Genomic DNA, 26,982 nt, shown 5'->3' on the forward strand with positions numbered 1-26,982 from the left:
TAGGGTGACGAGTTCGGGGGCCCACTGCGCTATTCGGAGAGGTGGGATACGGGGATGGCCGTCTCATCGGGCAGTGCGTCGTCACACGGAAACGGACCGGTGCTGAACGGAGCGGGTGTGTCCGGCGGCACCGGCGGCGCCACCGGACCGGGGATCGACCCCGACGAGCTCCCCGACGGACTGGTCATCGCCGACGAGCACGGCCGGATCGTCTGCTTCAACACCGCCGCCGTACGGATCACCGCCGTACCGCGGGCTGCCGCACTCGGCCGCCCGCTGGAGCAGGCGCTGCCGCTGGAGGACCTCAAGGGCCGCCGCTGGTGGACCCTGACCGACCCGTACGGCGGGCTCGCCATCCGCTACGGCCAGCCCGAACGCAATCTGCTGCTGCCCGGCGGGCGTGAGGTGCTGGTCTCCGCGCGGTACATACGGGAGCACCCCACCGGGCCCGTCCTGCGGGTGATCGTCTCGCTCCGGGGCACCGAGGCGCGCCGCCGTACCGAGCGCAGCCACGCCGAGCTGATAGCCACCGTCGCGCACGAGCTGCGCTCCCCGCTGACCTCGGTCAAAGGATTCACCGCGACCCTGCTCGCGAAATGGGAGCGCTTCACCGACGCGCAGAAGCGCCTCATGCTGGAGACCGTCGACGCCGACGCCAACCGCGTCACCCGGCTGATCGCCGAACTGCTCGACATCTCGCGCATCGACTCGGGCCGCCTGGAGCTGCGCCGCCAGCCCGTCGACATCGGCGCCGCCGTCGGCCGGCACATCCAGGCCCACACCGCGTCCGGCCAGGACCCCGACCGGTTCCTGGTCCGGATCCACCAGCCGCTGCCCGATCTCTGGGCCGACCCGGACAAGATCGACCAGATCCTGGGCAACCTGCTGGAAAATGCGGTGCGCCACGGTGAGGGAACCGTCACCATCGAGGTGGCGGCAGCCGCCGCGAAGAACGACGAGAAGGGGACGGGCGTCACAGTGACCGACGAGGGCCCCGGTATCCCCGAGGAGTCGATGAGCCGCGTCTTCACCCGCTTCTGGCGGGGCAGCAAGCGCGGCGGCACCGGGCTCGGCCTGTACATCGTCAAGGGCATCGTCGAGGCGCACGGCGGGACGATCACCGTCGGCCGCGGGGCGAACGGCGGCGCGGAGTTCCGATTTATTCTGCCCGTAGGGGCTCCGGCGTACCTGAAATAGGAATTTTCGCGAAGCGTCGTGCAAGGGTGGCGGCGGGCGACGGGTGGGCCTGAGGACCTGCGGGCTTCTTCGACCCCATGCGACCTCTAGAATCGACCTTTGGCACGTTTGCGTCCTTGACGTCGCTGTCGGCGAGCAGGTCGCCTCAGCCAGAAATCGGAAGTACGGGAAGAGATGTCGGCACCGAACAAGTCGTACGACCCTGTTGAGGTCGAGGCACTGAAACCGGAAGAGATCGAGCGGATGCGCGATGAGGCGCTCGCCGCCTTCGCCGCCGCGGGCGATCTCGACGCGCTCGCGCACGCGAAGACGGCCCACACCGGCGGTACCTCGCCGCTGGCGCTCGCCAACCGTGAGATCGGCGCGCTGCCGCCGCAGGCCAAGGCCGACGCGGGCAAGCGCGTGGGCATGGCACGCGGCGCCGTGAACAAGGCCCTCGCGGCCCGCCAGGCGGAGCTGGAGACCGAGCGCGACGAGCGGGTCCTGGTCGAGGAGGCGGTGGACGTCACCCTGCCCTACGACCGCACCCCCGCCGGCGCCCGCCATCCGCTGACCACCTTCATGGAGCGGGTCTCGGACATCTTCGTGGCCATGGGCTACGAGGTCGCCGAGGGCCCCGAGGTCGAGGCGGAGTGGTTCAACTTCGACGCCCTGAACTTCACGCCCGACCACCCGGCCCGGCAGATGCAGGACACCTTCTTCGTCCAGGGCCCCGAGGGCACCGAGGGCGACGAGTCCGGTGTCGTGCTGCGGACGCACACCTCGCCCGTCCAGGCCCGCACCCTGCTCGACCGGGAGCCCCCCGTCTACGTCGTCTGCCCGGGGCGGGTCTACCGCACCGACGAGCTGGACGCCACGCACACCCCGGTCTTCCACCAGATCGAGCTGCTCGCCGTGGACGAGGGCCTCACCATGGCCGACCTGAAGGGCACCCTGGACCACATGGTGCAGGCACTCTTCGGCCAGGACATGACGACCCGGCTGCGCCCGAACTACTTCCCGTTCACCGAGCCGTCCGCCGAGATGGACATGCAGTGCTACGTCTGCCGCGGCGCTTCGGTGGGCAACCCCGACCGCCCGTGCCGCACCTGCTCGAGCGAGGGCTGGATCGAGCTGGGCGGCTGCGGGATGGTCAACCCCAAGGTGCTCACCGCCTGCGGTGTGGACCCCCAGAAGTACAGCGGATTCGCCTTCGGGTTCGGCATCGAACGGATGCTGATGTTCCGCCACAACGTCGAAGACATGCGAGACATGGTCGAGGGTGACATCCGGTTCACCCGGCCGTTCGGGATGGAGATCTGATGCGGGTCCCGCTTTCCTGGCTGCGGGAGTACGTCGATCTCCCCGCCACCGAGACCGGCCGTGACGTACAGGCCAAGCTGATCGGCGTCGGCCTGGAGGTCGAGACCGTCGAGCAGACCGGCGCGGGCCTCAAGGGTCCGCTGGTCGTCGGAGAGGTACTGACCATCGAGGAGCTGGAGGGCTTCAAGAAGCCCATCCGCTTCTGCACCGTCGACGTCGGCAGCGCCAACGGCACCGGAGCCCCGCAGGAGATCGTCTGCGGCGCCCGGAACTTCTCCGTCGGCGACAAGGTCGTCGTGGTCCTGCCCGGCGCCGTGCTGCCCGGCGACTTCGCGATCGCCGCGCGCAAGACGTACGGCAAGACCTCGCACGGCATGATCTGCTCCGGCGACGAGCTGGGCATGGGCGACGACGGCACGCACGGCATCATCGTGCTGCCGCCGGGCCACGAGCCGGGCACCGACGCCATCGCGCTGCTCGAACTGGTCGACGAGGTGCTCGACATCGCCGTCACTCCGGACCGCGGCTACGCCCTGTCGATCCGCGGTGTCGCACGCGAGACCGCCACCGCCTACGGGCTGCCGCTGAGCGACCCCGCGCTGCTCGACGTGGCGCCGCCCAACGCGTTCGGCTACCCGGTGAAGATCGCCGACCCGCGTGGCTGCGACCGCTTCACCGCCCGTACCGTCACCGGCATCGACGTCGAGGCCCGGACGCCGATCTGGCTCCAGCGCCGGCTGCAGAAGGCCGGTATGCGGCCGGTCTCGCTCGCCGTCGACATCACCAACTACGTGATGCTGGAGCTCGGCCAGCCGCTGCACGCCTACGACCGCACCCGGATCGACGGGCCGATCGGCGTACGCAGGGCCGTGGCCGGCGAGAAGTTCACCACCCTCGACGGGACCGCGCGCGTACTCGACGCCGGTGACCTGGTCATCACGGACGACCGCGGCCCCATCGGGCTCGCCGGTGTGATGGGCGGGGCCAACACGGAGATCGCCGACGTCACCGCCGACCCGGAGACCGGGCAGCTCAGCGGCACCACCGACGTCGTCATCGAGGCCGCGCACTTCGACGCGCTCTCCGTCTCCCGTACCGCACGCCGCCACAAGCTTGCCTCCGAGGCGTCCAAGCGCTTCGAGCGTGGCGTCGACCCGGAGGCCGCTTCGGCGGCCGCCCAGCGGACCGTCGACCTCCTGGTGCTGCTCGCGGGCGGCACCGCCGAGGCCGGGGTCACCGAGGTCGTGGCGCCGTCCGCGCCGCGCACCCTCCGGATGCCCGCCGACCACCCGGACAAGGTGGCGGGCGTCGCGTACGGGCGGGAGACCGTCGTACGCCGTCTCCAGCAGGTCGGCTGCGATGTCTACGGGCAGGACGAGCTGATCGTCACCGTGCCGTCCTGGCGCCCCGACCTCGCCTACCCCAACGACCTGGCCGAAGAGGTCATCCGTCTGGAGGGGTACGAGAACCTCCCGTCGACGCTGCCCAGGCCCCCGGCAGGCCGCGGGCTCACCGAGCGGCAGCGGCTGCACCGCAGGGTCGGCCGCGCGCTGGCCGGTGCCGGGTTCGTCGAGGCGCTGAACTACCCGTTCACCGGCGACGCCGCCTTCGACCAGCTCGGGCTGGCCGCCGACGACCCGCGCCGGACCACGGTCAAGCTGGTCAACCCGCTCTCCGACGAGGAGCCCGCGCTGCGCACCACGCTGCTGCCCGGGCTGCTCGGCGCGCTGCGGCGCAACACCGGACGCGGCTCGCACGACCTCGCGCTCTTCGAGACCGGCCTGGTCTTCCGGCCGACCGGCGACGAGCGGGTGCCCGCGCGGCTGCCCGTCGACCGCAGGCCGACCGACGAGGAGATCGCCGAGGTCACCGCCGCGCTGCCGCGCCAGCCGCGCCGCGTCGCCGCCGTCCTGGCCGGTGCCCGTGAGCAGGCCGGCTGGTGGGGCAAGGGCCGCCCGGCCGACTGGGCGGACGCCGTCGAGTCGGCCCGTACCGTCGGCCGCGAGGCCGGTGTCGAGCTGATCGTCCGCGGCGCACAGCACGAACCGTGGCACCCCGGCCGCTGCGCCGCGCTGTACGTGGTCGTGGACGGCGCCGAAGTCCTCGCCGGGCACGCGGGCGAGCTGCACCCGCGCGTCATCAAGGCGTTCCACCTCCCCGAGCGAAGCTGCGCCATGGAGCTGGAGCTCGATGTGCTGGAGCGGGCCGCCACGACGCTCGTCGCGCCCCGGATCTCCTCCTTCCCGGTGGCGACCCAGGATGTCGCGCTCATCGTTCCCGCCGGAGTGCCGGCCGTGGACGTCGAGGCGGCGCTGCACGAGGGCGCCGGTGAACTCCTCGAATCGCTGCGGCTGTTCGACGTCTTCACCGGTGAGCAGATCGGCGAGGGCAAGAAGTCCCTGGCGTACGCGCTGCGCTTCCGCGCGGCCGACCGCACGCTGACCGTCGACGAGGCGACCGCGGCCAGGGACGCCGCTGTGGCGCTCGCAGCCGAGCGGACCGGGGCGGTGCTGCGCGGCGCGTAACCGCCGTTCCGCGTACGGCGGAACCACTGAGGGGCGTGTCCGGATCTCCGGGCGCGCCCCTCACTCGTTCGGGTGAGAAGCGCTGCTGAGTACGGCAACGGACGCACACCGCGGACAGAATCGACGCGCCCGATCATAAGACCGACCGGCACATGAGGGGCGGCGGCATGATCCGAACCGGAGGATGGCGGGGAGCGGTCGTCTTCGGCCTCCCCGCGGTCGGGCTGGCCGTCCTGGTCGGCTGGGAGCTGGCCGGCTCGCCGTTCGGCGACGACAGCATCACCGTCCGGCTGGCCTTCAGCTCCGCGCTGCTCTCCCTGGCCGGCTGTGTGCTCGCGGGGGTCCGGCTGGGCCCGGTACGGGAGTTGAGGCAGGTGCGCGCCGTCGCGTACGCCACGCAGCGGGTGCTGCTCAGGCCGCTGCCCGCGCGGATCGACGGTCTCGCCGTCGCCGCGAGCCAGCTCTCCGCGTCGCGGGGCGCGGTGGTCGGCGGGGACCTCTACGAGGCGCTGGCCACGGTGCACGGGGTGCGCCTGGTGATCGGGGATGTACGCGGGCACGGACTGGCGGCCATCGGCGCGGTGGCCGCGGTCCTGGGAAGCTTCCGGGAGGCCGCGCACGACGAGCCCGAACTGCCTGGCGTGGCGAGGAAGCTGGAGCGGGCGCTGGACCGGCACCTGCGGGAGCGGTCCCGGCAGGAGCACCCGGCGGCGGGCGGCGCCGATCCCGGCCATCCGTCGGCCGAGGAGTTCGTGACCGTCCTGCTCCTGGAGATCGACGGCGAGGGGGTGATGACGGCGGTCAACTGCGGGCATCCGTGGCCCTACCGGCTGGGGAAGGCGGCGGAACCGCTCAGCGGGGGCGAGCCGTTGCCACCGCTGGGTGCGTTCCCGCTGCCCCCGGCCGTGGAGGCGGACCGGTGCGGCCGGCTGCTGCCGGGTGACGCGCTGTTCCTGCACACCGACGGGGCGACGGACGCGCGGGACTCGGCGGGCCGGTTCTTCCGCCTGGAGGAGGCGCTGTCGGCTGCGGCGGCCGACGGTGCCCCCACGCCTGCCCGGGTGATCCAGCGGGTGCACCGGGCGCTGCTGCGGCACACCGGCGGCCGCACCACCGACGATGTGGCGCTGCTCGTCCTGCGCAACGACCGCAGCAGGACATGTGTCAGGCCGGATCCGGTCAGTACGGCACGGTCCGCTCTCTGAGGCGGGCGGGCGGAGGGGAAGCCCGTACGGAGGAAGCCCAGGCCGGTGGAGGGTAGTTCGGGGTGCTCAGGAGACGGGGAGTCCGCTGTCCGGGGCGGGGACCGGGGTGCGCGACGACACCCTGAGGAAGAGGGTCAGGACGGCGCCGAGCGCGTAGCACGCGCCGAACACCCACATGACGCCCGCCACACCGAGCGGCCCGAGGCACAGGCTCACCAGCGCGGGCCCGGCCGCGGTGCCGAGGCCGGCGCCGAGGTTGAGCCCGGCCATGGCGGCGCCGGTACGCTGCGGCGCGATCTGCGGCATCAGCGCGGACATGGGCGAGAAGCCGGCCAGGCAGGCGCAGAAGAGGGAGCCGGTGAGCAGGGACAGCCAGAAGCTGTGCGTGGCGGTCGGGATGTAGTAGAAGGCGACGGTGGTGACGGCGCAGCCCGCGCACCCCATCCAGCGCAGCACGGGCGTGATGCCGTAGCGGTCGCCCCAGTAACCTGCGAGCAGATTGGCGCCCAGATTCACCAGGTACATCACGGAGTAGATGGTGAGCCAGTCCCCGAGCGGGAACCCCAGGGACTTGGTGAAGTAGACGGGCAGGAAGACCGGGAAGCCGAACTGCGAGACGCCGTTGATGACCCGGACGAGACCGGCCACGGCGACCTTCGGCTCCTGCCACAGCACAGAGACGCCGTTGACCAGGCCGCGCAGCGGGTTCTCGTCGAGCTTCGAGACCGGCCGGTTCCCGCCGGGTGCCCGCACGGCCAGTGCGAGCGCCGTGCCGGCCGCGATCACCACCAGCCCCGCCCAGAGCGTGGGCAGCGGGCCGATGACGGCGATGCTCGCCTTGGCGAGCAGCGGGCTCAGGGTCGAGAAGCCGGCGATGTAGGCGAACCAGAACCAGCCGACGGCCATGCCGAGCCGGGCGGGCTGCGCCGTCTTGACGATCCACATGAGGAACCCGTAGGCGAACAGCGGGTATCCGAACCCGCGGAGCCCGTAGCAGACCAGCAGCAGTGCGCCCGAGTGGTCCATCACGCCGAGCGTCACGAACAGGGCGTGGAAGATCACCCAGACCACGGCGCCCGCCAGCATCAGACGGCGTGGTCCGAACACGTCGGAGAGTGCGGCGGCCATCCACGCGGAGATCCCCGCGGTCACGCCGTAGAGAGTGAACATCACCGCGATGTGGTGGGCGGCGAAGCCCTGATCGGTCAGGAACGCCGACAGATAGCCCTGTTCGACGCCGTCTCCGATCATGAAGAGCGCCAGTGCCAGATATCCCAGCGCCAGAGGCCGGGGGAGGCCGGCCTTTTCGAGGAGATTCCTGGGTGTACGGAGGTCCGGCATCGCTCCACCTTCCGGGTAGCTACGAGCGATCAGCAGTGCGGGGCGGTCTCGTTCGGGGCTGTACGGGTACTTCGGGTACGGGGCGTTGGAGTACGGGTCGTTCGGGTACGGGGTGTCATTCGATGTAGGCGGCGTCGTGGAAGCGGACCTCGGCGGCGAGGACCCGGCCGAAGACCGCGACCAGTTCGGCCTCGGCAGCCGGGGTACTGTTCAGCGCGTCGATCTCGTCCGCCAGGAAGCGCACCTGGGTGGTGAAGGGGGCGACGGTGTGCAGGCGCACCCAGTCCGCGACCTCGGTGCGCGCCGACGGCGTGCGCACGGCAGTGGCGCACCACTGCCGGTACAGCGACTCCGCCGCGTACATGCAGGTCACCACCCCCGCATAGCCGAGGGAGTCGGCAGCGCGGAGTACTTCTTCGGTGAGGGTGGCGGCCTGTGCCCCGGCCCGTTCGCCGGTCTCCGGCACGCCCGTGGTCCGCAGTGCCTCGGTGAAGTACGCGTACTGGTCGGTGACCAGCGCGTGCAGGGTACGGGCGTGCCCGGCCAGGGCGGCGGGGGTGGGGGCCTCGCGTACCGCGGCTCCCGCCAGCCGGGCCGCGGTGTCCACGAACTCCCGCTCGAAGTGCAGATACCGGGCGAAGACGGCGTCGCTGACGGTGTCGGACGTGACCTCGCGGACGAAGCGCATCCCGAGCGCCTGCTCCCAGTCCGCCGTGTTCCGGCTGATGAGCCGTGCGCTCAGCGGCGGTTCGGGCGGTACCGGCGGGTTCGGGTGCTGCGGGGAAGCTGGTTCGGGCATGGGGGTACCTCCACATGGGCCATGGGCCATGTGCTGCGGTGGGTGGGGAAAGAGGACCCGGCGGATGCGGCACGCGGGCGGCGGGCACAAGTACGCGGCGGGGCGCGGGCGCGCGGCGGGGCGCGGGTGCGCCGCATCGGCCGCATCGGCCGGTCACAGGGGCGGATCGCTCGGCGGGGCGCGTCGGTCGACGGCGGACAGGCCGTCGGAAGGGACGGACGGGCCCGCGAGGCAGGCCGTGTTACGGGAGCTGGTAGCCGGCCTTCTCGGCGTGGCGGGTGAAGGCCCGGACCTTCGCCTGGTCGACCCGGCCCCACCAGCGGCCGTTCTCCTTCAGCGCGGAGGCCACGATGGCCCCGTGACACAGGGACAGCAGCCGCTCGGCGTTGCCGTCGTTCATGCCCGAGCCGATGATCACCGGCAGCCGGGTGGCGTCCAGGATGCCCCGGACCTCGCTCTCGGCGGCCTCGTCACCGGTGCGTCCGCCCGTGGCGATGAGCACGTCCGCGTCGAAGAACTCGGCGTCCTCGGTCTGTTCGGCCAGCGAGCGGTCGGCGATGATGGAGTGCGAGCCGTGCTTGACGTGGACGTCGGCGAAGACCTTCAGGTGTTCGGCGCGCAGCGTCGCACGGTAGCGGGTCGCGGAGGGAGCGAGCCCTTCCATGAAGCCCTCGTTGGCGACATAGGCGTTCGCCCACTGGTTGACGCGTACGAAGGACGACTGGGACGCCTGAGCGGTGGCTATCGAGCAGTGCGCCCCGTTCGCGAGGACGTTGACGCCGACGGGCAGTCCGACCTTCTCGCGTACGTGGTCGCCGAGCACGGCCAGGGTGGCCGCCGTCTCGAAGCCCTGGTCCTCAGGCTTGGGGAAGGGCAGGTCCCAGGCGTTCTCCACGATCAGGCCGTGTACGCCGCCCTCGCGGTACGCGGTCGCCTCCTCCACGGCGAACTGGATCAGCTCGGCGATCGGCTGCCCGCGGTAGTGGGGGCTGCCCGGGAGCGGCGGGCAGTGGACGACGCCGATGACGGCACGGTCGGTGCCGAAGATCGACTCCAGCGCCGACTCCTTGGGCGGGAAGACGCCGAGCGGCCGCTGGTCATCGGTCCGGGGGGCAGGGGTGTTCATGGGTTCCTCTCGTGCGGTGTCTCGTGACGGGCTTGCGGTGCTCAGGCGGGCGGGTCGGCCGGGTCGGCCAGGCCCACCTGGTTGGAGAACTCGAAGCAGGCCGTGTATCCGGCGGCGACCAGCCGGGACCAGTGGTCGAAGGCGTGCTCCGCGCTGGGGAACGACCAGATCTCCACATGGGAGTAGTCGCTCTGCCCGCGTACGTGGAAGCGGCCGTTCATGCTGGCGCCGTGCCGCTCGGATGCCGTGCGCTGCTCCTGGAAGTCCCTTTCGTGCCGGGCTCGTTGGCCGGGCGGGAGGTCGTACCAGCTGGTACGCGGGAGGGAGTGGTGCAGCCAGACGACGTCATTCATGTCCTGTCCTCCGTCGTTTCCTCTCGAAGGTGTCCCGGCCGAAGGGCGTCGTCGAGCCGGGTGCGACGACCGATGTAGTGGCGGGACGTGGTGAATTTGAAGTCCGCCACCCGCGCGTGCTCGCGCATCGCCGCGTCCGCCATCCCGACGCCCGGGATCCGCCAGACGCCGATGTGGTCCCACTCGCTCGCGCCGTCGAGACGGTGCCGTCCGGCGATGGCCGCGCCGTTGCGTACGTCGGACGCGAACGCGACATCGCACTCCAGGTCGTAGTCGCGCCGCTCCTGCGCGGTCGCTGCCTGCCAGGCGCTGTTCCACTTCCACAGCGCGAAGAAGGCCCACTGGTCCTGCTCCGGCCGCGAGGCGGCGCCGACGACGGGCAGGAACTCCCGTGGCCCGAGCAGCCATTCGGTGCGCAGCAGGCGCCCCCAGCCGGCGCTCTCCAGCCGTACGGTGCCGGCCAGCGCCGCCGTCGGGGACGGGGCCTCGAACATGCCGACGATGTCGACGTCATGGGAGAAGCCGGTCTCGTACACCGTGGGCGCGTCCGGGTCCTGGTCCGGGCCGCCTGCCAGCACGCGGTCGACCGAGAGCCGCCAGCCCTCGGCCCGCAGCGCAGCCAGCTCCTCCCCGAGGGCGCTCGCGATCCGGTCCTGGTCCGCCGGGTGCGGTGTACGCCACCGGGCCAGGAACACCACCGCGCACCGCTCTCCCGGGGCGGCCTCGAAGACGTCCGTCTCCTCGCTCACCAGGGTCATGAGGCGGTGGCCCCCGTTTCGGACGGCGCACCGGCAGGCCGGTGCAGGCGCAGCACTTCGGCGCGGGTGGCGTAGGAGGAACCGGCCCCGAACCCCGAGCAGCTATGGGACGCGGCCGTCACCGCGTACCGCAGGGCGGCCAGCGGGTCCCCGGTCTCCAGCATCATCCCGACGAACGAACCGGCGAGGCAGTCACCTGCGCCCGTCGTGTCGACCACCGGCGGGGGGTCGGCCGGCGCGGGGACGGCGACCACGTGGGCCGGGGCGTCGGGATCGTCCGGGTCGCCCGGGGTGCACCAGCGGGCGCCGCGTGCGCCGTCGGTGAAGACCACCGAGCGGGCGCCGAGACCGAAGAGGACCCGTTCCGGTGCCGGGCCGATGGCGTGCGCGGCGTGCGTGTTGCAGAACACCGTGGCCGCGCCGTCGAGATGGCCGGCGAGTGTCCCGATGCCGTCGGCGAACGTCGCCGGTTCCAGGTCGACCGACCAGGGCACCCCGCTCTCGGCGCACCGCGCCAGGAGCGTACGGGCCGCGGCCGGGTCGTAGACGGCCGTGTGCAGCCACCCCGTTCCGGCGAGCGGGAGGGTGCGGCACACCTCTTCGGACGGGTACATGCGCGTGCCGGGCACGAGGACGAGGTGCTTCTCGCCGTCCGCGGCGATGGTGATGACGGCGCGGCTGGAACGGCCGTCCGTCACCTCGGGCCGGAAGTCCATACCGGCACGCTCCGCCCTGGCGACGCACTCCCGGCCCGCCGGGTCCGATCCGACCGCGCTGACCAGCGCCGTCGGCGCCCCGGTGAGGGAGCAGGCGAGGGCCGCGTTGGTCACCACGCCGCCGAGGGCGTCCGTGAGGTCGGCGCTCACCACCTTCTCGTCGGCCGCGGGAAGGGAGCCGACCCGTACCGTGGTGTCGAACACCGTGTCCCCGACGAACAGTGCCGTTCCGGCGAGGCGTTGGCCCGGCGCGGGGCCATCGGCGGTGCCGGTCAAGGGAGTTGCCTTCGTACCTGTGAGGGTGCTCATGGGCGGGCCAGCTCGATCCGGAAGCGGTAGCGGTCCGCGCGGTAGGTGATCGTCACATACTCCAGCGGGTCCCCGGCGGCCGACAGCGCGCGCCTGCGAGCGATCAGGATCGGGGCGCCCTTGGCGATCTCCAGCGACTTGGCCAGCTGAGCGTCGGCGACGCCGCCGTCGATGTACTCGCGCCCCGAGCTGATCCGCGTACCGGTGGTCCGCTCGATCCACTCGTACAGCGAGGTGTCCCGCAGCGCGTCCTCGCCGGGGGGCGCTGCCGGGTCGGCGATCCGGGCCGCCAGCCAGGAGACGCTGGAGGCGATCGGCTCGTCGTCGGCCAGCAGCACCCGGTCCACGCAGACCGTACGGGCGCCCTCTTCGACGCCCAGTTCCCTGGCGACCTCCGCGGGGGCGGGCTGGACGGTGACGCCGTTGAGCCGGTATCCGGGGCGCAGACCGCGCGCCCGCATGTCGTCCGCGAACGAGGCCAGCAGGTTCAGCGGCTGCTCGACCTTCGGCGGGAGCACGATGGTGCCCTGCCCGGAGCGCCGGGTCACCAGCTGTTCGTTCTCCAGCTCGTTCAGCGCGCTGCGCGCCGTGGTCCGGCTGATGCCGAAGCGCCGGGTGAGCACTGTCTCGGACGGCAGGGCATCACCAGGGGCGAACTCCCCCTTGGCGAGCGCCGAGCGGAGCCGCTCGGCGATCTGATGCCACTTCGACACCGGGCCGTCCATCAAGTCTTCGTCGTCCCAAGCCATGCCCAAATCATGCGAACGTCATGACGTTTGGTCAACCGATCGGATCACATAACTTTGCGTGAAGGGATCGGACGGAGAGTGTGCGGGCCGTGCCGGGGTGCGGCCCCGTTGACGGTTCCGCCGTTCGCGCCCTACGGTCCAGCCTCAACGATCCGGTACGCCCCTGAGCAGGTGAGCGACGGCCGAAGTCACGTCCCGTCAGACCGCCGCCGCCCGGCGGCCGGCGGAGAATGGGTTACTTCTTCATGATTGTCTTCTGCGGGTACGGCAACAGCGACCTGACGGTGAACGTGCCGGCGCTCCCCGGCGCCGGGGACCGGGTGCAGGCGCGGGACATCAGGCGCCACGACGGAGGGATGGCCGCCAACGCGGCCGCTGCCGCGGCCCGGGTGGGGGCCGACGCCCGGTTCGCGGGAGTGGTGGGGGGCGACGCGCTGAGCGGCGCTTTCCTCGACGGGCTCGGCGCGGCGGGGGTGAAGGTCGACTGGGCCTTCAGGAGCGGCCGCCTCACCACGGCGGTCCTGCTGGTCACTCCGGACGGCGAGCGCTCCGTCATCAGCCAGGACGACGACCTCGCCGAGGAGCATGTGGCCGAGACGGTCCGGCGGCTCGGGGCCGCCGGGGGCGGCTGGCTGTACCTCGACGGCTACCGGTTCCCCTTGGGCGGCCCCGCTGCTGGCGCGAGCGCCCGGCATCCGGACGGTGGTCGACCTGGACGGCTGCGAACGGACCGACGGGGCGCTCGCGGCGCTGTCAGCGGCTGAGCATGTGGTGCTCGGCCGCGCCCAGGCCGGACGGCTGCTCGGCCAGGACCCGGCCGACGCGGCGGTGGCGTACGGCACATACGTGGTGGAGACCGACGGCGCCCGGGGCTGGCGGCTGCACACACCGGGGGGCGAGACCGGTGCGGGGGCGGCGCTGCCGGTGCGGGCCCGGGACGCCACCGGGGCCGGCGACTGCTTCGTGGGCTGCTATCTGGCCGAACTGGAGCGCGGTGCGCGGCCGTTGGACGCGGCCCGGTTCGCGTCCGTCGCCGCCGGCCTGTCCTGCACCCGGGTCGGAGCCAGGGCCGGACAGCCCGGCCGGGCGGAGGTGGCCGCCGCCCTCGCCGGGCCGCCGCCCCGGTGACCCGTCACGTCCCGTGCGGGACCGTGCGTATCCCGTGCGGGACCGTGCGTATCAGGTGTACGGGTAGAAGCCCGAGCCGGTCTTCCGGCCGAGCCGTCCCGCGTCGACCATGCGCTGGAGCAGCGGGGGAGCGGCGTACAGCGGCTCCTTGAACTCGGCGTACATCGAGTCGGCGACGGAGGCGACCGTGTCGAGACCGATCAGGTCGGCGAGCTTCAGCGGGCCCATCGGGTGGGCGCAGCCCATCTCCATGCCGTTGTCGATGTCCTCGCGGCTCGCGATGCCCGACTCGAACATCCGGATCGCGGAGAGCAGATACGGGATGAGCAGGGCGTTGACGACGAAGCCCGAGCGGTCCTGGGCGCGGATGGCGTGCTTGCCGAGTATGTCCTGCACCAGCGACTCGGAGCGGGTCACCGTCTCCTCGGACGTGGTCAGCGCCGGGATCAGTTCGACGAGCTGCTGCACGGGGGCCGGGTTGAAGAAGTGGATCCCCATGACCTGGTCGGGCCGGGAGGTCGCGACGGCCAGCTTCACCAGCGGGATCGAGGAGGTGTTGGAGGCCAGGATCGCGTCCTGGCGGGTCACCACCTGGTCGAGCACCTGGAAGATCTCCGTCTTCACCTGCTCGTTCTCCACGACGGCCTCGATGACGAGGTCGCGGTCGGCGAACTCCCCGAGGTCGGTCGTGAAGCTCAGCCGGCCGAGCGTCGCGTCGCGCTCCTCCTCGGTGATCTTGCCGCGCTCCGCGGCCTTCGAGAGAGAGTTGTGCAGCCGGGTGCGGCCGATCTCCAGAGCCTCACCAGTGGTCTCGGCGACCATCACCTCGAGGCCGCTGCGGGCGCAGACCTCTGCGATCCCCGCGCCCATCTGGCCACAGCCCACCACTCCGACGCGTTCGATGTCGGTCACATCCAGCCTTTCGCAGATCGTCGCGGGCGAGTACCCCGTATGGTTCCGGCGCCCGCCCGGCCCCCAGACGTTACTCCTGACCTGCGGGTGGCCGGGGCGCCGGGTTAACCATCGCTCACTGCTCAAAACGGGACTTTTACTGTTATCTCGTCCTGGAACGCTGAGTGACCGCGATACAGACGAGGACCGCGACGGCGGCGACCGGAGCGGCCACCGGGAGGTGCTCGCCCAGCAGCAGGACCGACCAGACCAGGGTCAGCAAGGGTTGGGCGAGCTGGAGCTGGCTGGCCCTGGCCACCCCGATCTCCGCCATGCCCCGGTACCAGACCACAAGTCCGAGGAACTGGGAGCCCGCGGCCACCCAGAGCACCCCGGCGACGCTGTGGCCGGTGAGGTGGACGGGTTCGATGGTCAGTGCCACGGCGGTGGCCGGTACGGCCAGCGGCAGGCAGAGGACCAGCGCCCAGCCGATCACCCGCCAGCCGGGCATCTCGCGGGCCAGCCGGCCGCCCTCGGCGTAACCGGCGGCGCAGATCAGCAGCGCGCCGAAGAGATACATGTCACCCGTGGACACCGCTCCGCCCGACTGCTGCACGGTGAAGGCGATCACCACGGCCGCTCCGGCCAGCGCGGCGGCCCAGAAGGCGCGGGACGGCCGTGCGCCGGTCCGCAGCGCGGAGAAGGCGGCCGTGGTGAGCGGCAGCAGCCCCACCACCACGGCGGCGTGCGAGGTCGTGGACGTCTGCAGCGCGAGCGTGGTCAGCAGCGGGAAGCCCAGGACCACCCCGGCGGCCACCACGGCCAGACCGGCCCAGTGCCGCCGCTCGGGGACCGGGGCGCGCAGGGCGAGCAGGGCGCCGCCCGCCAGCAGGGCGGCGAGCACACAGCGTACGGAGACGAGCGACCAGGGCCCGAAGCCCTCCAGGCCCCAGGCGGTCGCGGGGAACGTCAGCGAGAAGGCGACGACACCGAGTCCGGCGAGCAGAGTGCCGTTGCGGCCCGCGTGGCCGGTCCCGCCCGCGGTGCCCGCGTCTCTGCCGCCGACTGCTATCGAGGGATCGCCGGTAGCGCTATTCTGTACTGTCATGTACGAGAGTAGCAGTGTGGCCGCACTGGTGAAATCGCTGAAAGCGGAGCTGCACCGCTATCCGGTCGATGGAAAGCTGCCGTCGAGCCGGGCCATGGTCGAGTCCTACCGGGTCAGCCCGGTGACCGTCTCCAGGGCCCTCGCCCAGCTCGCCGCCGAGGGGCTCGTCGTGACCCGCCCCGGCGCCGGGGCGTTCCGGGCGCGGCCCCGCAAGGACACCGCCCGCCCCGGTGACACCTCCTGGCAGGAGATCGCGCTCAGCGCCGACGGCGCGACGGACGCGGCCCCGCGCGCCGTGGACGCCTCCGGGGTGCTGGTCACGCTGGCCGCGCCGCCACCGGGCGTCATCGAGTTCAACGGCGGCTATCTGCACGCCTCGCTCCAGCCGGAACAGGCCATGGCCGCCGCCCTCGCCAGGGCGGGCCGCAGGCCGGGCGCCTGGGGGAGGCCGCCCGTCGACGGGATCCCCGAGCTGCGCGAGTGGTTCGCACGCGGGATCGGCGGACTCGTCACCGCTGCCGACGTCCTGGTCACCGCCGGCGGCCAGAGCGCGCTCAGTACGGCCCTGCGCGCCCTCGCCCCGCCCGGCGCCTCCGTACTCGTGGAGTCCCCGACCTATCCGGGCATGCTGGCCGTCGCGCGGGCCGCGGGGCTGCGGCCCGTGCCGGTGCCGGTGGACTCCGACGGTGTACGCCCCGCGCTGCTCGCCGACGCGTTCCGCGCCACCGGATCCCGGGTCTTCGTCTGCCAGCCGCTCTTCCAGAACCCGACCGGCGCGGTCCTCAGCGACGCCCGCCGCCCTGAGGTCCTGCGGATCGCCCGCGAGGCGGGGGCGTTCATCGTCGAGGACGACTTCGTCCGCAGGCTCGTCCACGAGGACGCGGGGCCCCTGCCGAGGCCGCTGGCCACCGACGACCACGACGGAGTGGTCGTCCATGTCTGCTCGCTCACCAAGGCGACATCGCCCAGCCTGCGGGTGGGGGTGCTGGCCGCCCGGGGGCCCGTGTACGAACGGCTGCGCTCGATCCAGGTCGTCGACAGCTTCTTCGTCCCCCGCCCGATCCAGGAGGCCACCGTGGAACTGGTCGGCTCGCCCGCCTGGAACCGCCATCTGCGCTCTGTGTCCGGCCAGTTGAGGGACCGCAGGGACACCCTGACCGCTGCGCTCCGCGGCAGCCTCCCCGAGCTGGACCTCCCGTACGTCCCCAGCGGCGGCTACCACCTGTGGCTGCGGCTGCCCGACGGCACGGACGAGGCGGCGGTGGTCTCGGCGGCGCTCCGCGCGGGCGTCGCCGTCGCCCCGGGCCGCCCCTACTTCTCCGCCGAACCGCCAGCTCCGCATCTGCGGCTCAGTTTCGCCGGGGTGGCCGGGCAGGGCGAAATCACCGAAGGGGTACGGCGGTTGCGTACGGCGTACGACGAAGTGCTCGGCCAGGACCGCCGATGAGGGCGCTCCGTCCGGACCGGCCGGGGTGGACGAAGCGGGGGCGGATCGGGCGGGGCCGCCGGGTTGGGCAGTGGCGGATCGGGCGGGGCCAGGCGGGCCGGATCGGGCAGCGGTGGATCGGGCGGGCCGGATCGGGCAGCGGCGGATCAGGCGGGGCCGGATCGGGGGGCCGGTTCGTCGCCGCCTCTTGACCCGTCCGGGATTCGGTCGCACGATCGCGGCCATGAGCGTTCGCGTCACGCTGGTCGCCGCCGCACGCAGTTCATCCCGGCTCGCCGAGCGCTTCGACGACGACCGGCCCCTCGACCACGCGGGCTGGCACGAGGTGCAGCTCTCGGCCGGCTTCCTGGTGCCGCTGGCCGCGGCCGAGCTGCGCTACTGCTCGCCCACCGCCCGCAGCCGCGCCACCGGCGACGCACTCGGCTTCGCCCCACTGCTCCAGCCCGCCTTGAGCGACTGCGACATGGGCCGGTGGCGCGGGCTCACCCTGGCGGAGGTGACGGCGCGCGAACCCGCGGCGGTCGACGTCTGGCTCTCCGACCCGCGCTCCGCCCCGCACGGCGGTGAGTCCCTCCTCGGCTTCATCTCCCGGATAGGCAACTGGCTGGAGACCCGCCCGGCGTGCGACGGCTCCATCGTCGCGGTCGCCGAACCCTCCGTCGTCCGGGCCGCCCTGGTCTACGCGCTGAAGGCGCCGCCGTCGACGTACTGGAACGTCGATGTGCCGCCCCTCTCGACGGCGACCCTGACCGGCCTGCCGGGGCGCTGGAGCCTGCGCCTGGAGACGGCCGCCCGCTGACCCGTCAGGGCAGTGCGGGCGGTGTCCAGTCGGCGTGCCGCAGGACCATCCGTACCGCGGTACGTGACGGGGCGAGCCGCAGCGCCGTGTTGCGCAGGGACACGGCGAGCGGGTGGGTGAGCTGCTGTCCCATCCGGCCGGCCTGCCGGGCGGCCCGGGCCACCGACTGGCTGCAGGGCCGGCGTTCGGCGTCGTACCGCTGGAGCGCGGACTCCACCGTGCTCGCACCCGCGAGCGCGGCCGCCAGGGTGACCGCGTCCTCCAGTGCCTGGCAGGCACCCTGGCCCAGATGGGGCGTCATGGCGTGCGCGGCATCGCCCAGCAGCGCGACCCGGCCCACGGCGTACGCGGGCAGCGGGGTGACGAGTTCGCCGACGTCGTGGTGGAGGACGGCGTCCGGGCGGGTCGCGTCGAGCAGGGCGGGGATGGGGTCGTGCCAGCCGCCGAACCTGCGCCGTACCTCGGCGAGCGGGTCCGCATACCGCACTCCGGCCGGGGAGTTGACCACCGCATGCCACTCGGCCCGGCCGTCGGTGAAGGCGATATGACCGAACTCGGCGCCGCGCCCCCAGGTGAGTTCGAAGTCCGACCGCAGGCCGACCGGGTGTTCCGTGATGGCGCGCAGCACGGTCGAACCGGAGTGGACGGGGCCCGGATGCTCCGGAAACAGCCCGCCGCGCACCCGTCCGGCGATGCCGTCCGCCGCCACGACCAGATCCGCGCCGAGCACGGTGTCGCCGTGGCGTACCAGCACCCGGGCCGGATCGGAGCGGTCGACGGAGGTCACATCGGCGCCCACGACAAGGGACCCGGGAGGCAGCGCGGCCCGCAGCAGCCGGTGCAGCGTGGCGCGGGGGATACCGACGATGGGGGTGCCGAGCGCCCGCTCCAGGGCAGCGCCGTCCATCCGGGCGAGCCATCTGCCGTCCGGCCTGCGGGTGCCGCCGGTGTACTGCGGCCGGGCAGCGCCGCGTACCTCATCGCCCACCCCCAGGGCGTCCAGGGCGCGGATGCCGTTGGCCGCGAGAGAGATCCCGGCGCCCGCGTCGCCGAGGACCGGGGCGCGCTCGACGACCGTCACCTCCCAGCCGATACGCCGCAGGCCGAGCGCGGCCGCCAGCCCGCCGATACCCCCGCCGATCACCACCGCGCTGTTCCCCATGCCGGTCTCTCCCTCGGTCCGGGCCGCCGGCCTTCCCTGCCCGGCTGCCGTCCGCGCCTGTGTGCCCAGTTCTTCTTCTACAGCTGTAGAAGAAGCCGTGGGGCGAGCGTACTACGGTGTTTCTACGGGTGTAGAAAGCGGGTGCGGAAACGGGTGTAGAAAGAGGGGCATGACTGGAGATCGACGCACGGTCCTCGCCGACGCGGCCATCGGGGTACTCGCCGACGAGGGAATGCGCGGCCTGACCCACCGTGCGGTGGAACGGGCGGCCGGTCTGCCGCCCGGCACCACATCGGCGTACTTCCGCAGCAGGAAGGCGCTGCTCACGGCGCTGGTCCGCCGGCTCGTCGCGCTGGACCAGGCGGAACTCCAGGCGGCGGGGGAGACGGCGCCGGTGCCGCGGGACGCCGGTGAACTGGCCGGAGCCATCGCCGTGTTCGCCGAAGGCCGGCTCGGCGGTGAGGGGCGCCGCCGGTCGCTCGCCCGGTACGCCTGTGCCGTCGAGGGCGTACGCCACCCGGAGCTGCGGGAGATCCTCGTACCGCGCGAGAATGCGGCGCGTGACGCCGTACGCGCCTTCCTCGCCGCGCGGGGCGTCGCCGACGCCGAGGGGCGCACCCTGACACTGCTGGCCTGCGTGGACGGGCTGATCTTCGACCGGCTGGTGGGCGGCGGTGGTGTGCCGCGGGAGGAGATCCAGGGGCTGATCGCGGCGGCCCTGCGCTGACGCGCCGTGGCGGCGGGCGCGGTGTCAGGCCGGGTCCAGTGCCGCCTTGAGATTGCGCAGCGTGGTCCGGATGTTCTTCTGCTGGAACACCGCGAAGACGTATCCGCGGGTCGCGATCCGGTCGAAGGTGTTGGCCGCGAAGTCCGGCCAGGTGCGCCGGTCGTCCGTCCAGGTCTCGGTGACCTTCGTGCCCGTACCGGTGCTCTCGAAGCGGTACTCCCAGGTGGCGATGGGCCCCCGCAGCCGGGGCCGCCTGATCCCGATGGCGTGCACCCGGAACGCGAACCGCTCGCCGGGGTCGGCCGCCGTCACCGTGCAGCGCGTCGTCCAGCGGAAGGCCCCGCGCTTGTTGTGCCCGTCGAAGGTCATGCCGACGAAGGCGGCGGTGTCGGTCCCGCTCAGTGTCGCCCCGAGGTTCTCCGGGCTCCACCGCCCCATCAGTGCGGGGTTGCTGACCTGCTCGTACACCGCGGACGGTGCGGCTTCGACGTCGATGCTGCCGGACACTGAGAATGTGCGGGCCACGGTGGCTCCGTTCCTCGGGCCCCCGACCCTACCGGTCGGTAGTAACGGTGTCAGCGCCGGCCGCCGACCGGTCAGGAATCGAGAAGCACGGGGGAGCGAGCCGCATTAGCGTGAAGTGCACGGAGGCCGGCGCGCACACCGGGTGCCGCGGCCCACGACTTCAGGAGCGATCATGACCGGACCGGCGGCCCAGGGAATCAAGACCGTGCTGCACCCCGTCTCCGACCTGGCGGCGGCCAAGTCGGTCTACACGGCCCTGCTCGGCGTGGCACCGGTGGCCGACGAGTCGTACTACGTCGGCTTCGAGGCCGGCGGCCAGCACATTGGGCTTGTGCCCGGCGGGGCGGAGCAGGGCATGACAGGGCCGGTCACCTACTGGGAGGTGCCGGACATCGAGGCGAAGCTGGCCGAGGTGACGGCCGCGGGTGCCGTGCTGAAGGAGCCCGCGCACGAGGTCGGCGGGGGCCGCCTGGTGGCCACGTTCACCGACCCCGACGGCAACGTCCTGGGCCTGCTCCAGGACCGGTGACGGACGAGTGAAGGACCGGGGCCGCCCTGTCCGTGACAGGATGACCGGCCCTTGTCCGAGACGCAGGCACGAGACCCCTTGTCCGAGACGCAGGCACGAGACGCAGGCCCGCGGCAAGCGGCAGAGGCCCGCAACAGAGGCCCGCAACAGAGGCCCGTAGCAGAGGCCGGGGAACCCGGCAGCGGGACCCGGAGGTCCGACAGATGGAGAGACGGTAAGCATGGCCAGGAGGACGGGCGAACAGTCGCCTGCGTCGCACATCGCCGACAGCCACGGTCTGATCCGCGTACACGGTGTGCGGGTGAACAACCTCAAGGACGTCAGCGTCGAGATCCCGAAGCGCCGGCTGACGGTCTTCACCGGCGTGTCGGGCTCGGGCAAGAGTTCCCTGGTCTTCGGCACGATCGCCGCCGAGTCGCAGCGGCTGATCAACGAGACCTACAGCGCCTTCGTGCAGGGCTTCATGCCGGCGCTGGGACGGCCCGAGGTCGACGTACTGGAGGGGCTGACGACCGCGATCGTCGTCGACCAGCAGCGGATCGGCGCCGACCCGCGCTCCACGGTCGGCACCGCGACCGACGCCAACGCGATGCTGCGGATCCTCTTCAGCCGCCTCGGCAAGCCGCACATCGGCTCGCCGCAGGCGTTCTCCTTCAACGTCGCCTCGGTCAGCGGAGCGGGCGCGGTCACCATGGAGCGCGGCGGGAAGACCGTGAAGGAGCGGCGCAGCTTCAGCGTCACCGGCGGTATGTGCCCGCGCTGTGAGGGCCGGGGCGCCGTCACCGACATCGACCTCACTCAGCTCTACGACGACTCCAAGTCGCTCGCCGACGGCGCGATCACCGTCCCCGGCTACAAGGCGGGCGGCTGGAACTACCGGCTGTACAGCGGGTCGGGCTTCTACGACCCGGACAAGCCGATCCGTAAGTACACCAAGAAGGAGCTGCACGACTTCCTCCACCGCGAGCCGACCCGGATGAAGATCGAGGGCATCAACATGACCTACGAGGGGCTGATCCCCCGGGTCCAGAAGTCGATGCTCTCCAAGGACCGGGAGGCGATGCAGCCGCACATCAGGGCGTTCGTGGACCGGGCGGTCACCTTCACCGTCTGCCCCGAGTGCGACGGCACCCGGCTCGCCGAGGCGGCCAGGTCCTCACGGATCGGCGGGACCAGCATCGCCGACGCGTGCGCGATGCAGATCAGCGATCTGGCCGAGTGGGTCCGGAGCGTCGACGACCCGTCGGTGGCACCGCTCATCGACAAACTGCGCCAGACCCTCGACTCGTTCGTGGAGATCGGCCTCGGCTACCTCTCGCTCGACCGGCCGTCGGGCTCGCTGTCCGGCGGCGAGGCGCAGCGCGTCAAGCTGATCCGCCATCTCGGCTCCTCGCTCACCGATGTCACCTATGTCTTCGACGAGCCCACCATCGGCCTGCACCCGCACGACATCCAGCGGATGAACGACCTGCTGCTACGGCTGCGGGACAACGGCAACACGGTGCTCGTCGTGGAGCACAAGCCGGAGACGATCGCGATCGCGGACCACGTGGTCGACCTCGGTCCCGGCGCGGGTACGGAGGGCGGCACCGTCTGCTTCGAGGGCACCGTCGAGGGCCTGCGGGCCGGCGACACCCTCACCGGCCGCCATTTCGACGACCGGTCCGCGCTCAAGGAGAAGGTGCGCACCCCCACCGGCAAGCTGGAGATCCGCGGGGCGACGGCCCACAATCTGCGCGATGTCGACGTCGACATCCCGCTCGGCGTCCTCGCGGTCGTCACCGGTGTCGCGGGCTCGGGCAAGAGCTCGCTGGTGCACGGGTCGATCCACGCCGACGACGGCGTGGTGTCGATCGGCCAGGAGGCGATCCGCGGCTCACGGCGGAGCAACCCGGCGACGTACACCGGGCTGCTCGACCCGATCCGCAAGGCGTTCGCGAAGGCCAACGGTGTGAAGCCCGCACTGTTCAGCGCCAACTCGGAGGGTGCCTGCCCCCACTGCAACGGCGCGGGCGTCGTCTTCACCGACCTGGCGATGATGGCCGGCGTCGCCAGTGTGTGCGAGGAGTGCGAGGGGAAGCGGTTCCAGGCCGCGGTTCTCGACCACCACCTCGGCGGCCGCGACATCAGCGAGGTGCTCGCGATGTCGGTGGACCGTGCGGCGGAGTTCTTCGGCGAGGGCGAGGCGCGCACTCCGGCCGCGCACGCGATCCTCGGCAGGCTCGCCGACGTCGGGCTCGGGTATCTCAGCCTCGGCCAGCCGCTCACCACGCTGTCCGGCGGCGAGCGGCAGCGGCTCAAGCTGGCCACCCACATGGCCGAGAAGGGCGGTGTCTACGTACTGGACGAGCCGACCGCCGGCCTCCACCTCGCGGATGTCGAGCAACTGCTCGGCCTGCTCGACCGGCTGGTGGACTCCGGTAAGTCGGTCATCGTCGTGGAGCACCACCAGGCGGTGATGGCGCACGCCGACTGGATCATCGACCTCGGCCCCGGCGCGGGCCACGACGGTGGCCGGATCGTCTTCGAAGGCACCCCGGCCGACCTGGTCGGCGACCGCTCCACCCTCACGGGGGAGCACCTCGCGGCCTATGTGGGTGCCTGACGGCGTGGGCCGGCCCGACGGCGGGGCTGCCTGACGGCGCGTGGCTGTACGGGGGCGGCCCGCGTCGTCCGGGACAGGTCACTTCCGTGCGTGGAGATGGCTCCGCCGGCCCTCGTGATCGAGGATGCAGAGGATCTCGGCCGGTCCGCCGTGGCAGCGGAGCGCGTGCGGGACCATCGTCGGGAACTCGGCCGCCTGCCCGGCCTCCACGCGGATGGCGCGCCCGCCCAGATGCAGAACCACGGTGCCGGAGAGCACGGTGAACCAGTCCCTGCCGGGATGGACACCCAGCTCGTCGGGGGCGACGGGCCCGGCGCCCCCTGCGGTGATACGCATCTTGGCGACGGTCATCCCGCCGGGGCCGTCGTCGCGGCTGAGCAGCCAGGTCGTCAGCCCGCGCCGCTCGTCCCGCTGGGGGCGGATGACGACGTCCGCGTCGTCGACGGGCTCCACGAGCTGGTCGAGGGAGGTGCCGAGCGCGCGGGCGATGGCCGCCAGCTGATCGAGGTTGATCCGGCGGTGGCCCGTCTCGATACGGCTGAGCTGCGAAGGGCTGATGCCGGCGCGCTCGGCCAGATTGTCGAGCGACCAGCCGCGCGCCCGGCGCAGCCCGCGGATCCGCAGGCGGACGGTGCTGTCCAGGGCGGAGTCGGGTTCTTGCTGCATGGGCAAGAGCGTATGACGGTCCGGCAGGGTCGGCCTACCGTCGGCGTATGAGCACCGACCCGCACCGCGCCCCCTCCGGCCATGCCTCCCACCACACCTCCCACGCCTCCGGCCACACGGGCGCAGCCCCGGACGCCGTCGCCATGGCGGAACTCCTGGAGCTGGACGCCGCAGTGCTGCACACGTACACCGCCGAGCTGACCGGCTGGCTCGCCGGCCTCACCGACCGTGCGCCCACACGCATCCTGGACATCGGCAGCGGTCCCGGCACCGGCAGCTTCGCGCTCGCCCGCCGCTTCCCCGGCGCCACCGTGACGGCGGTGGACAACTCGCCGCAGATGCTGCACCGGCTCACCCGCCGGGCCGCGGCCGAGGGGCTGTCGGACCGGGTCGGCACCGTGCGAGCGGACCTCGACCGGGAGTGGCCGCGTACGGGCCCCTACGACCTCATCTGGGCGGCGGCATTCCTGCACCACCTCAGCGACCCCGGCGACGGCCTGGCCCGCGCGTTCGCCGGGCTGCGCCCCGGCGGTCTGCTGGCCGTGACGGAGATGGACTTCTTCCCCCGCTTCCTGCCCGACGACGCGGGCGCCGGGCGGCCGGGTCTCGAAGCCCGCCTGCACACCGCCACGAACACCCGGCCCCCGGCCGACTGGGGCGGCCACCTCACCGCGGCGGGCTTCAGGCCGGTGGCCACGCGGCCCTTCGCCATCGCCCTGACCGCCCCGCTGCCGCCGGAGACGAACCGGTACGCCCAGGTGTGCCTGCGCACACTGCGGACCCACGCCGGAACACTGCTGCCCGCTGACGACCTGGCCGCGCTCGACACGGTGATCGGCAGCGGCGGACCGCTCGGTGTGCTGCGGCGCCAGGACCTCACGGTCCGCACCACCCGCACCACATGGGTCGCCCGAAAGCCCTGACCGGTCGCCGCTGCGCGTAACCGTCGTTCGGCTCGCCGCCCCGGGCCCGGCCCAGCCTCGCCCCGCCCCTTCTCCTGTGATGTTCAAATGTCTGATGTTTGTGTAGTCTGCCGTCATGAAGCGCATCAGCACACCGCGGAGGACGGCAAGCCTGTCCGCGCAGCTCGTGGACAGCCTCCGCTCGCACATCGAGGCCGGCGGATGGCCGGTGGGTACGCGTATCCCGCCGGAGCAGGCCCTCATCGAGGAGCTCGGGGTCGGGCGCAGCACGCTGCGCGAGGCGATCGGCGCCCTTGTCCACCTGGGCCTGCTGGAGGCCCGCGTCGGGGACGGCACGTACGTCCGCGCGTCGAGCGAGCTCCAGTCGGTCATGGTCAGACGGGCGAGTTCCGCGCAGCGGGACAACGTTCTCGAACTCCGCACCGTCCTGGAGGAGTACGCCTCGGGCGCCGCCGCCCTGCGCCGCAGCGAGGACCAACTGCACCAGCTGCACGAGCTGTTGGACGACGCCGACGCGGCCTGCGCCGGAGCGGACCCGTCCGCGGCCAGGAGCGTCGACGCCCTGTTCCACCGGGCCGTCGTCCGGGCGAGCGGAAACGACCTCCTGGTCGAGGTGTACGACTACCTCGGTACGGCTCTCACCGCGTCGCTGGGCGGTCTGCCCTGGGATGCCGCCCGCGCCGAGGAGCACGCCGGTCTGCACCGGCGGCTCGTCGACGCGATCGAGGCCGGGGACGAGAGCGGCGCCCGTGGTGCGGCAGCCGCGATCGTGCGGCTCACCGGCGACCACCAGGCGGAGACACCACCAGCGGGGGAGGAGCGGTGAACAAGGAGTCGTCCCCGATACCGGGCCGGCCCGGCACATCGGGATCGGGCCGGCCCGCCTTACCGGCGCCGCCGGCCGGCGACATCACCCGGCCCGCCGTGCCGGTCGGGCTCGTCGTCGCGATCTGCCTCGTGGCGGCGAACCTGCGTACCGGTCTCACGGGTGTCGGTACGCTCCTGCCGGCGATCGAGCACGGCAGCGGCCTCACATCGAGCTGGGGCGGGCTGCTGAGCACCCTCCCGCTGCTGACGTTCGCCGCGACATCCCCTCTGGTGGCCAGAGCCTCGCACCGGTTCGGCACCGCACGGCTGCTGGTGGCGGCCCTCGGGGCGCTGGCCGCCGGAACCGCGATCCGGTCGGTGCCCTCGGTGATCTGCCTCTTCACCGGGACCGTGATCCTCTCCGCCGCCATCGCGTTCGGCAATGTGCTGCTGCCCGCGCTGATCAGGCGCAGCGTCCCCGCCCACCGCATTCAGGGCATCAGCGCCCTCTACGTCACCGTCATGGGCGTCACGGCCGCGGTCTCCTCCGGGATCTCCGCGCCGCTTTCCCACACCTTGCCGGGTTCCTGGCACACCGCACTCGGCTGGGGAATCGCCTTCACCGTCGCGGCGTTCCTCGCGTGGCTGCCCCGCACGCGGGGCGACAGACCTCTGGCCTCCACCGGTGTGACCCGCAGTCAGGTCCCGTGGCGGTCGCGGATCGCCTGGCAGGTCAGCGTATTCATGGGCCTGCAGTCCCTGGCCTTCTACACCGCCGTCGCCTGGCTGCCCAGCATTCTGATCCACCGTGGCACGACCAGCACCGCGGCCGGGTGGATGCTCTTCTTCTACCAGCTGATCGCCCTGGCGGCGAGCAGCCTTCTGCCCCTGCTCACCCGGGGCCGGCGCGACCAGCGCTGGACAGCGGCCGGGGCTTCGGTCCTTGTGGCCGCGGGCTTCGCCGTGCTGGTGTCCGTCCCCGCGCTGTCCTTCCTGGCGTGTGCCCTGCTCGGTCTGGGCGGCGGTGTGTGCCTCGTCCTCGCGCTGACCTTCCAGAGCGAACGCGCGGGCAGCTCAGGCGAAGCCGCCGCCCTGGCCGGCATGGCGCAGTCCATCGGCTACCTCGTCGCGGCGGCGGGGCCCCTCCTGCTCGGCGTCCTGCACGACACCATGAACAGCTGGACCTTCCCGCTCGTCGCCCTGGTCGTCCTCAGTGTCGCCATGGCCGGTGCCGGATACGGCGCGGGCCGCGACCGCCAAGTGGGCCGGTCCGCCCGCTGAGCGT

Annotated in this window: 26 protein-coding genes; 14 read left to right on the top strand and 12 right to left on the bottom strand. The window is 72.4% G+C overall.

The features are described from left to right. The first annotated feature begins 54 nt into the window (after window positions 1-54). The 4 genes from OG510_RS31340 (at window position 55) to OG510_RS31355 (ending at window position 6,229) form a co-directional block, all read left to right on the top strand. Entirely contained in the window at window positions 55-1,197 is a 1,143-nt protein-coding gene (locus tag OG510_RS31340; RefSeq protein WP_406141213.1) for an ATP-binding protein, read from the top strand. A 174-nt stretch (window positions 1,198-1,371) separates the two neighbouring features. Beyond that, window positions 1,372-2,499 carry a phenylalanine--tRNA ligase subunit alpha gene (gene pheS, locus OG510_RS31345; protein WP_406141215.1) on the top strand — a complete coding sequence of 376 codons (1,128 nt, stop codon included), beginning with the start codon at window positions 1,372-1,374 and terminating at the stop codon, window positions 2,497-2,499. Next, window positions 2,499-5,024 (top strand): phenylalanine--tRNA ligase subunit beta, encoded by a 2,526-nt coding sequence (gene pheT / locus OG510_RS31350; protein ID WP_406141216.1) that lies wholly within the window; start codon window positions 2,499-2,501, stop codon window positions 5,022-5,024. The genes pheS and pheT overlap by 1 nt, the downstream gene beginning before the upstream one ends. A gap of 167 nt (window positions 5,025-5,191) precedes the next feature. After that, the gene (locus tag OG510_RS31355) at window positions 5,192-6,229 is read left to right on the top strand and encodes a PP2C family protein-serine/threonine phosphatase (protein ID WP_406141218.1); all 1,038 of its coding nucleotides are present in this window, start codon (window positions 5,192-5,194) and stop codon (window positions 6,227-6,229) included. 66 nt (window positions 6,230-6,295) lie between these two features. Here the strand turns inward: OG510_RS31355 and OG510_RS31360 are convergent, their stop codons facing one another. The 7 genes from OG510_RS31360 to OG510_RS31390 form a co-directional block, all read right to left on the bottom strand. Further along, complete coding sequence (locus OG510_RS31360) at window positions 6,296-7,570, bottom strand: MFS transporter (protein WP_406141220.1); 1,275 nt, start codon at window positions 7,568-7,570, stop codon at window positions 6,296-6,298. 115 nt (window positions 7,571-7,685) lie between these two features. Further along, a complete protein-coding gene (locus OG510_RS31365; RefSeq protein ID WP_406141221.1) occupies window positions 7,686-8,369 on the bottom strand; it encodes a TenA family protein in 684 nt (227 codons plus the stop codon). A gap of 241 nt (window positions 8,370-8,610) precedes the next feature. Continuing rightward, window positions 8,611-9,495 (bottom strand): BtpA/SgcQ family protein, encoded by an 885-nt coding sequence (locus tag OG510_RS31370; protein WP_406141223.1) that lies wholly within the window; start codon window positions 9,493-9,495, stop codon window positions 8,611-8,613. Window positions 9,496-9,536: 41 nt separating this feature from the next. Then, window positions 9,537-9,848: a hypothetical protein gene (locus OG510_RS31375; protein ID WP_406141224.1), complete on the bottom strand. Its 312-nt coding sequence runs from the start codon at window positions 9,846-9,848 to the stop codon at window positions 9,537-9,539. Continuing rightward, a complete protein-coding gene (locus OG510_RS31380; protein WP_406141226.1) occupies window positions 9,845-10,606 on the bottom strand; it encodes a hypothetical protein in 762 nt (253 codons plus the stop codon). Before OG510_RS31380 ends, OG510_RS31375 begins: the two co-directional genes overlap by 4 nt. Beyond that, the gene (locus OG510_RS31385; RefSeq protein ID WP_406141228.1) at window positions 10,603-11,631 is read right to left on the bottom strand and encodes a carbohydrate kinase family protein; all 1,029 of its coding nucleotides are present in this window, start codon (window positions 11,629-11,631) and stop codon (window positions 10,603-10,605) included. The genes OG510_RS31380 and OG510_RS31385 overlap by 4 nt, the downstream gene beginning before the upstream one ends. Further along, window positions 11,628-12,380: a GntR family transcriptional regulator gene (locus OG510_RS31390; protein ID WP_406141229.1), complete on the bottom strand. Its 753-nt coding sequence runs from the start codon at window positions 12,378-12,380 to the stop codon at window positions 11,628-11,630. The genes OG510_RS31385 and OG510_RS31390 overlap by 4 nt, the downstream gene beginning before the upstream one ends. 245 nt (window positions 12,381-12,625) lie before the next feature. Between OG510_RS31390 and OG510_RS31395 the strand changes: the two genes are divergently transcribed. Together OG510_RS31395 and OG510_RS31400 are read left to right on the top strand one after the other, a co-directional pair. After that, the gene (locus OG510_RS31395) at window positions 12,626-13,144 is read left to right on the top strand and encodes a PfkB family carbohydrate kinase (RefSeq protein WP_406141230.1); all 519 of its coding nucleotides are present in this window, start codon (window positions 12,626-12,628) and stop codon (window positions 13,142-13,144) included. Continuing rightward, window positions 13,083-13,508, top strand: a complete 426-nt coding sequence (locus OG510_RS31400; RefSeq protein WP_406141231.1) for a carbohydrate kinase family protein — start codon at window positions 13,083-13,085, stop codon at window positions 13,506-13,508. Before OG510_RS31395 ends, OG510_RS31400 begins: the two co-directional genes overlap by 62 nt. A gap of 51 nt (window positions 13,509-13,559) precedes the next feature. Here OG510_RS31400 and OG510_RS31405 read toward each other — a convergent pair whose 3' ends face one another. Further along, complete coding sequence (locus tag OG510_RS31405) at window positions 13,560-14,420, bottom strand: 3-hydroxybutyryl-CoA dehydrogenase (RefSeq protein WP_164264670.1); 861 nt, start codon at window positions 14,418-14,420, stop codon at window positions 13,560-13,562. 142 nt (window positions 14,421-14,562) lie between these two features. Further along, window positions 14,563-15,507 (bottom strand): DMT family transporter, encoded by a 945-nt coding sequence (locus OG510_RS31410; protein WP_406141234.1) that lies wholly within the window; start codon window positions 15,505-15,507, stop codon window positions 14,563-14,565. On the opposite strand from OG510_RS31410, the gene OG510_RS31415 reads away from it, so the two are divergent. Both OG510_RS31415 and OG510_RS31420 read left to right on the top strand, forming a co-directional pair. Further along, window positions 15,506-16,954, top strand: a complete 1,449-nt coding sequence (locus OG510_RS31415; protein ID WP_406141235.1) for a PLP-dependent aminotransferase family protein — start codon at window positions 15,506-15,508, stop codon at window positions 16,952-16,954. The genes OG510_RS31410 and OG510_RS31415 overlap by 2 nt on opposite strands. Window positions 16,955-17,177: 223 nt before the next feature. After that, entirely contained in the window at window positions 17,178-17,753 is a 576-nt protein-coding gene (locus tag OG510_RS31420; RefSeq protein WP_406141237.1) for a histidine phosphatase family protein, read from the top strand. Window positions 17,754-17,757: 4 nt separating this feature from the next. Here OG510_RS31420 and OG510_RS31425 read toward each other — a convergent pair whose 3' ends face one another. Beyond that, window positions 17,758-18,915, bottom strand: a complete 1,158-nt coding sequence (locus tag OG510_RS31425; RefSeq protein WP_406141238.1) for an FAD-dependent monooxygenase — start codon at window positions 18,913-18,915, stop codon at window positions 17,758-17,760. 169 nt (window positions 18,916-19,084) lie between these two features. Between OG510_RS31425 and OG510_RS31430 the strand changes: the two genes are divergently transcribed. After that, on the top strand, window positions 19,085-19,642 hold the full coding sequence (locus tag OG510_RS31430) for a TetR/AcrR family transcriptional regulator (protein WP_406141239.1): 558 nt from the start codon (window positions 19,085-19,087) through the stop codon (window positions 19,640-19,642). A 24-nt stretch (window positions 19,643-19,666) separates the two neighbouring features. Here OG510_RS31430 and OG510_RS31435 read toward each other — a convergent pair whose 3' ends face one another. Continuing rightward, window positions 19,667-20,167 carry an SRPBCC family protein gene (locus tag OG510_RS31435; protein WP_406141240.1) on the bottom strand — a complete coding sequence of 167 codons (501 nt, stop codon included), beginning with the start codon at window positions 20,165-20,167 and terminating at the stop codon, window positions 19,667-19,669. Between the two features lie 172 nt (window positions 20,168-20,339). Here OG510_RS31435 and OG510_RS31440 point away from each other — a divergent pair, with 172 nt between their 5' ends. Further along, window positions 20,340-20,696: a VOC family protein gene (locus tag OG510_RS31440; protein WP_406141241.1), complete on the top strand. Its 357-nt coding sequence runs from the start codon at window positions 20,340-20,342 to the stop codon at window positions 20,694-20,696. Window positions 20,697-20,916: 220 nt separating this feature from the next. Next, window positions 20,917-23,301, top strand: coding sequence for an ATP-binding cassette domain-containing protein (locus OG510_RS31445; RefSeq protein ID WP_406141243.1), 2,385 nt, complete (start codon window positions 20,917-20,919; stop codon window positions 23,299-23,301). A gap of 78 nt (window positions 23,302-23,379) precedes the next feature. Here OG510_RS31445 and OG510_RS31450 read toward each other — a convergent pair whose 3' ends face one another. Further along, entirely contained in the window at window positions 23,380-23,967 is a 588-nt protein-coding gene (locus OG510_RS31450; protein ID WP_406141244.1) for a helix-turn-helix domain-containing protein, read from the bottom strand. Window positions 23,968-24,014: 47 nt separating this feature from the next. Between OG510_RS31450 and OG510_RS31455 the strand changes: the two genes are divergently transcribed. The 3 genes from OG510_RS31455 (at window position 24,015) to OG510_RS31465 (ending at window position 26,978) form a co-directional block, all read left to right on the top strand. After that, window positions 24,015-24,890 carry a class I SAM-dependent methyltransferase gene (locus tag OG510_RS31455; RefSeq protein WP_406141246.1) on the top strand — a complete coding sequence of 292 codons (876 nt, stop codon included), beginning with the start codon at window positions 24,015-24,017 and terminating at the stop codon, window positions 24,888-24,890. Window positions 24,891-25,005: 115 nt separating this feature from the next. Continuing rightward, window positions 25,006-25,716, top strand: coding sequence for a FadR/GntR family transcriptional regulator (locus OG510_RS31460; protein ID WP_406141247.1), 711 nt, complete (start codon window positions 25,006-25,008; stop codon window positions 25,714-25,716). Continuing rightward, window positions 25,713-26,978 (top strand): CynX/NimT family MFS transporter, encoded by a 1,266-nt coding sequence (locus OG510_RS31465; RefSeq protein WP_406141249.1) that lies wholly within the window; start codon window positions 25,713-25,715, stop codon window positions 26,976-26,978. Before OG510_RS31460 ends, OG510_RS31465 begins: the two co-directional genes overlap by 4 nt. Window positions 26,979-26,982: the final 4 nt, after the last annotated feature.

Origin of the sequence: Streptomyces sp. NBC_01089 (genome assembly GCF_045162975.1) — a bacterium.
Lineage (GTDB): Bacteria > Actinomycetota > Actinomycetes > Streptomycetales > Streptomycetaceae > Streptomyces.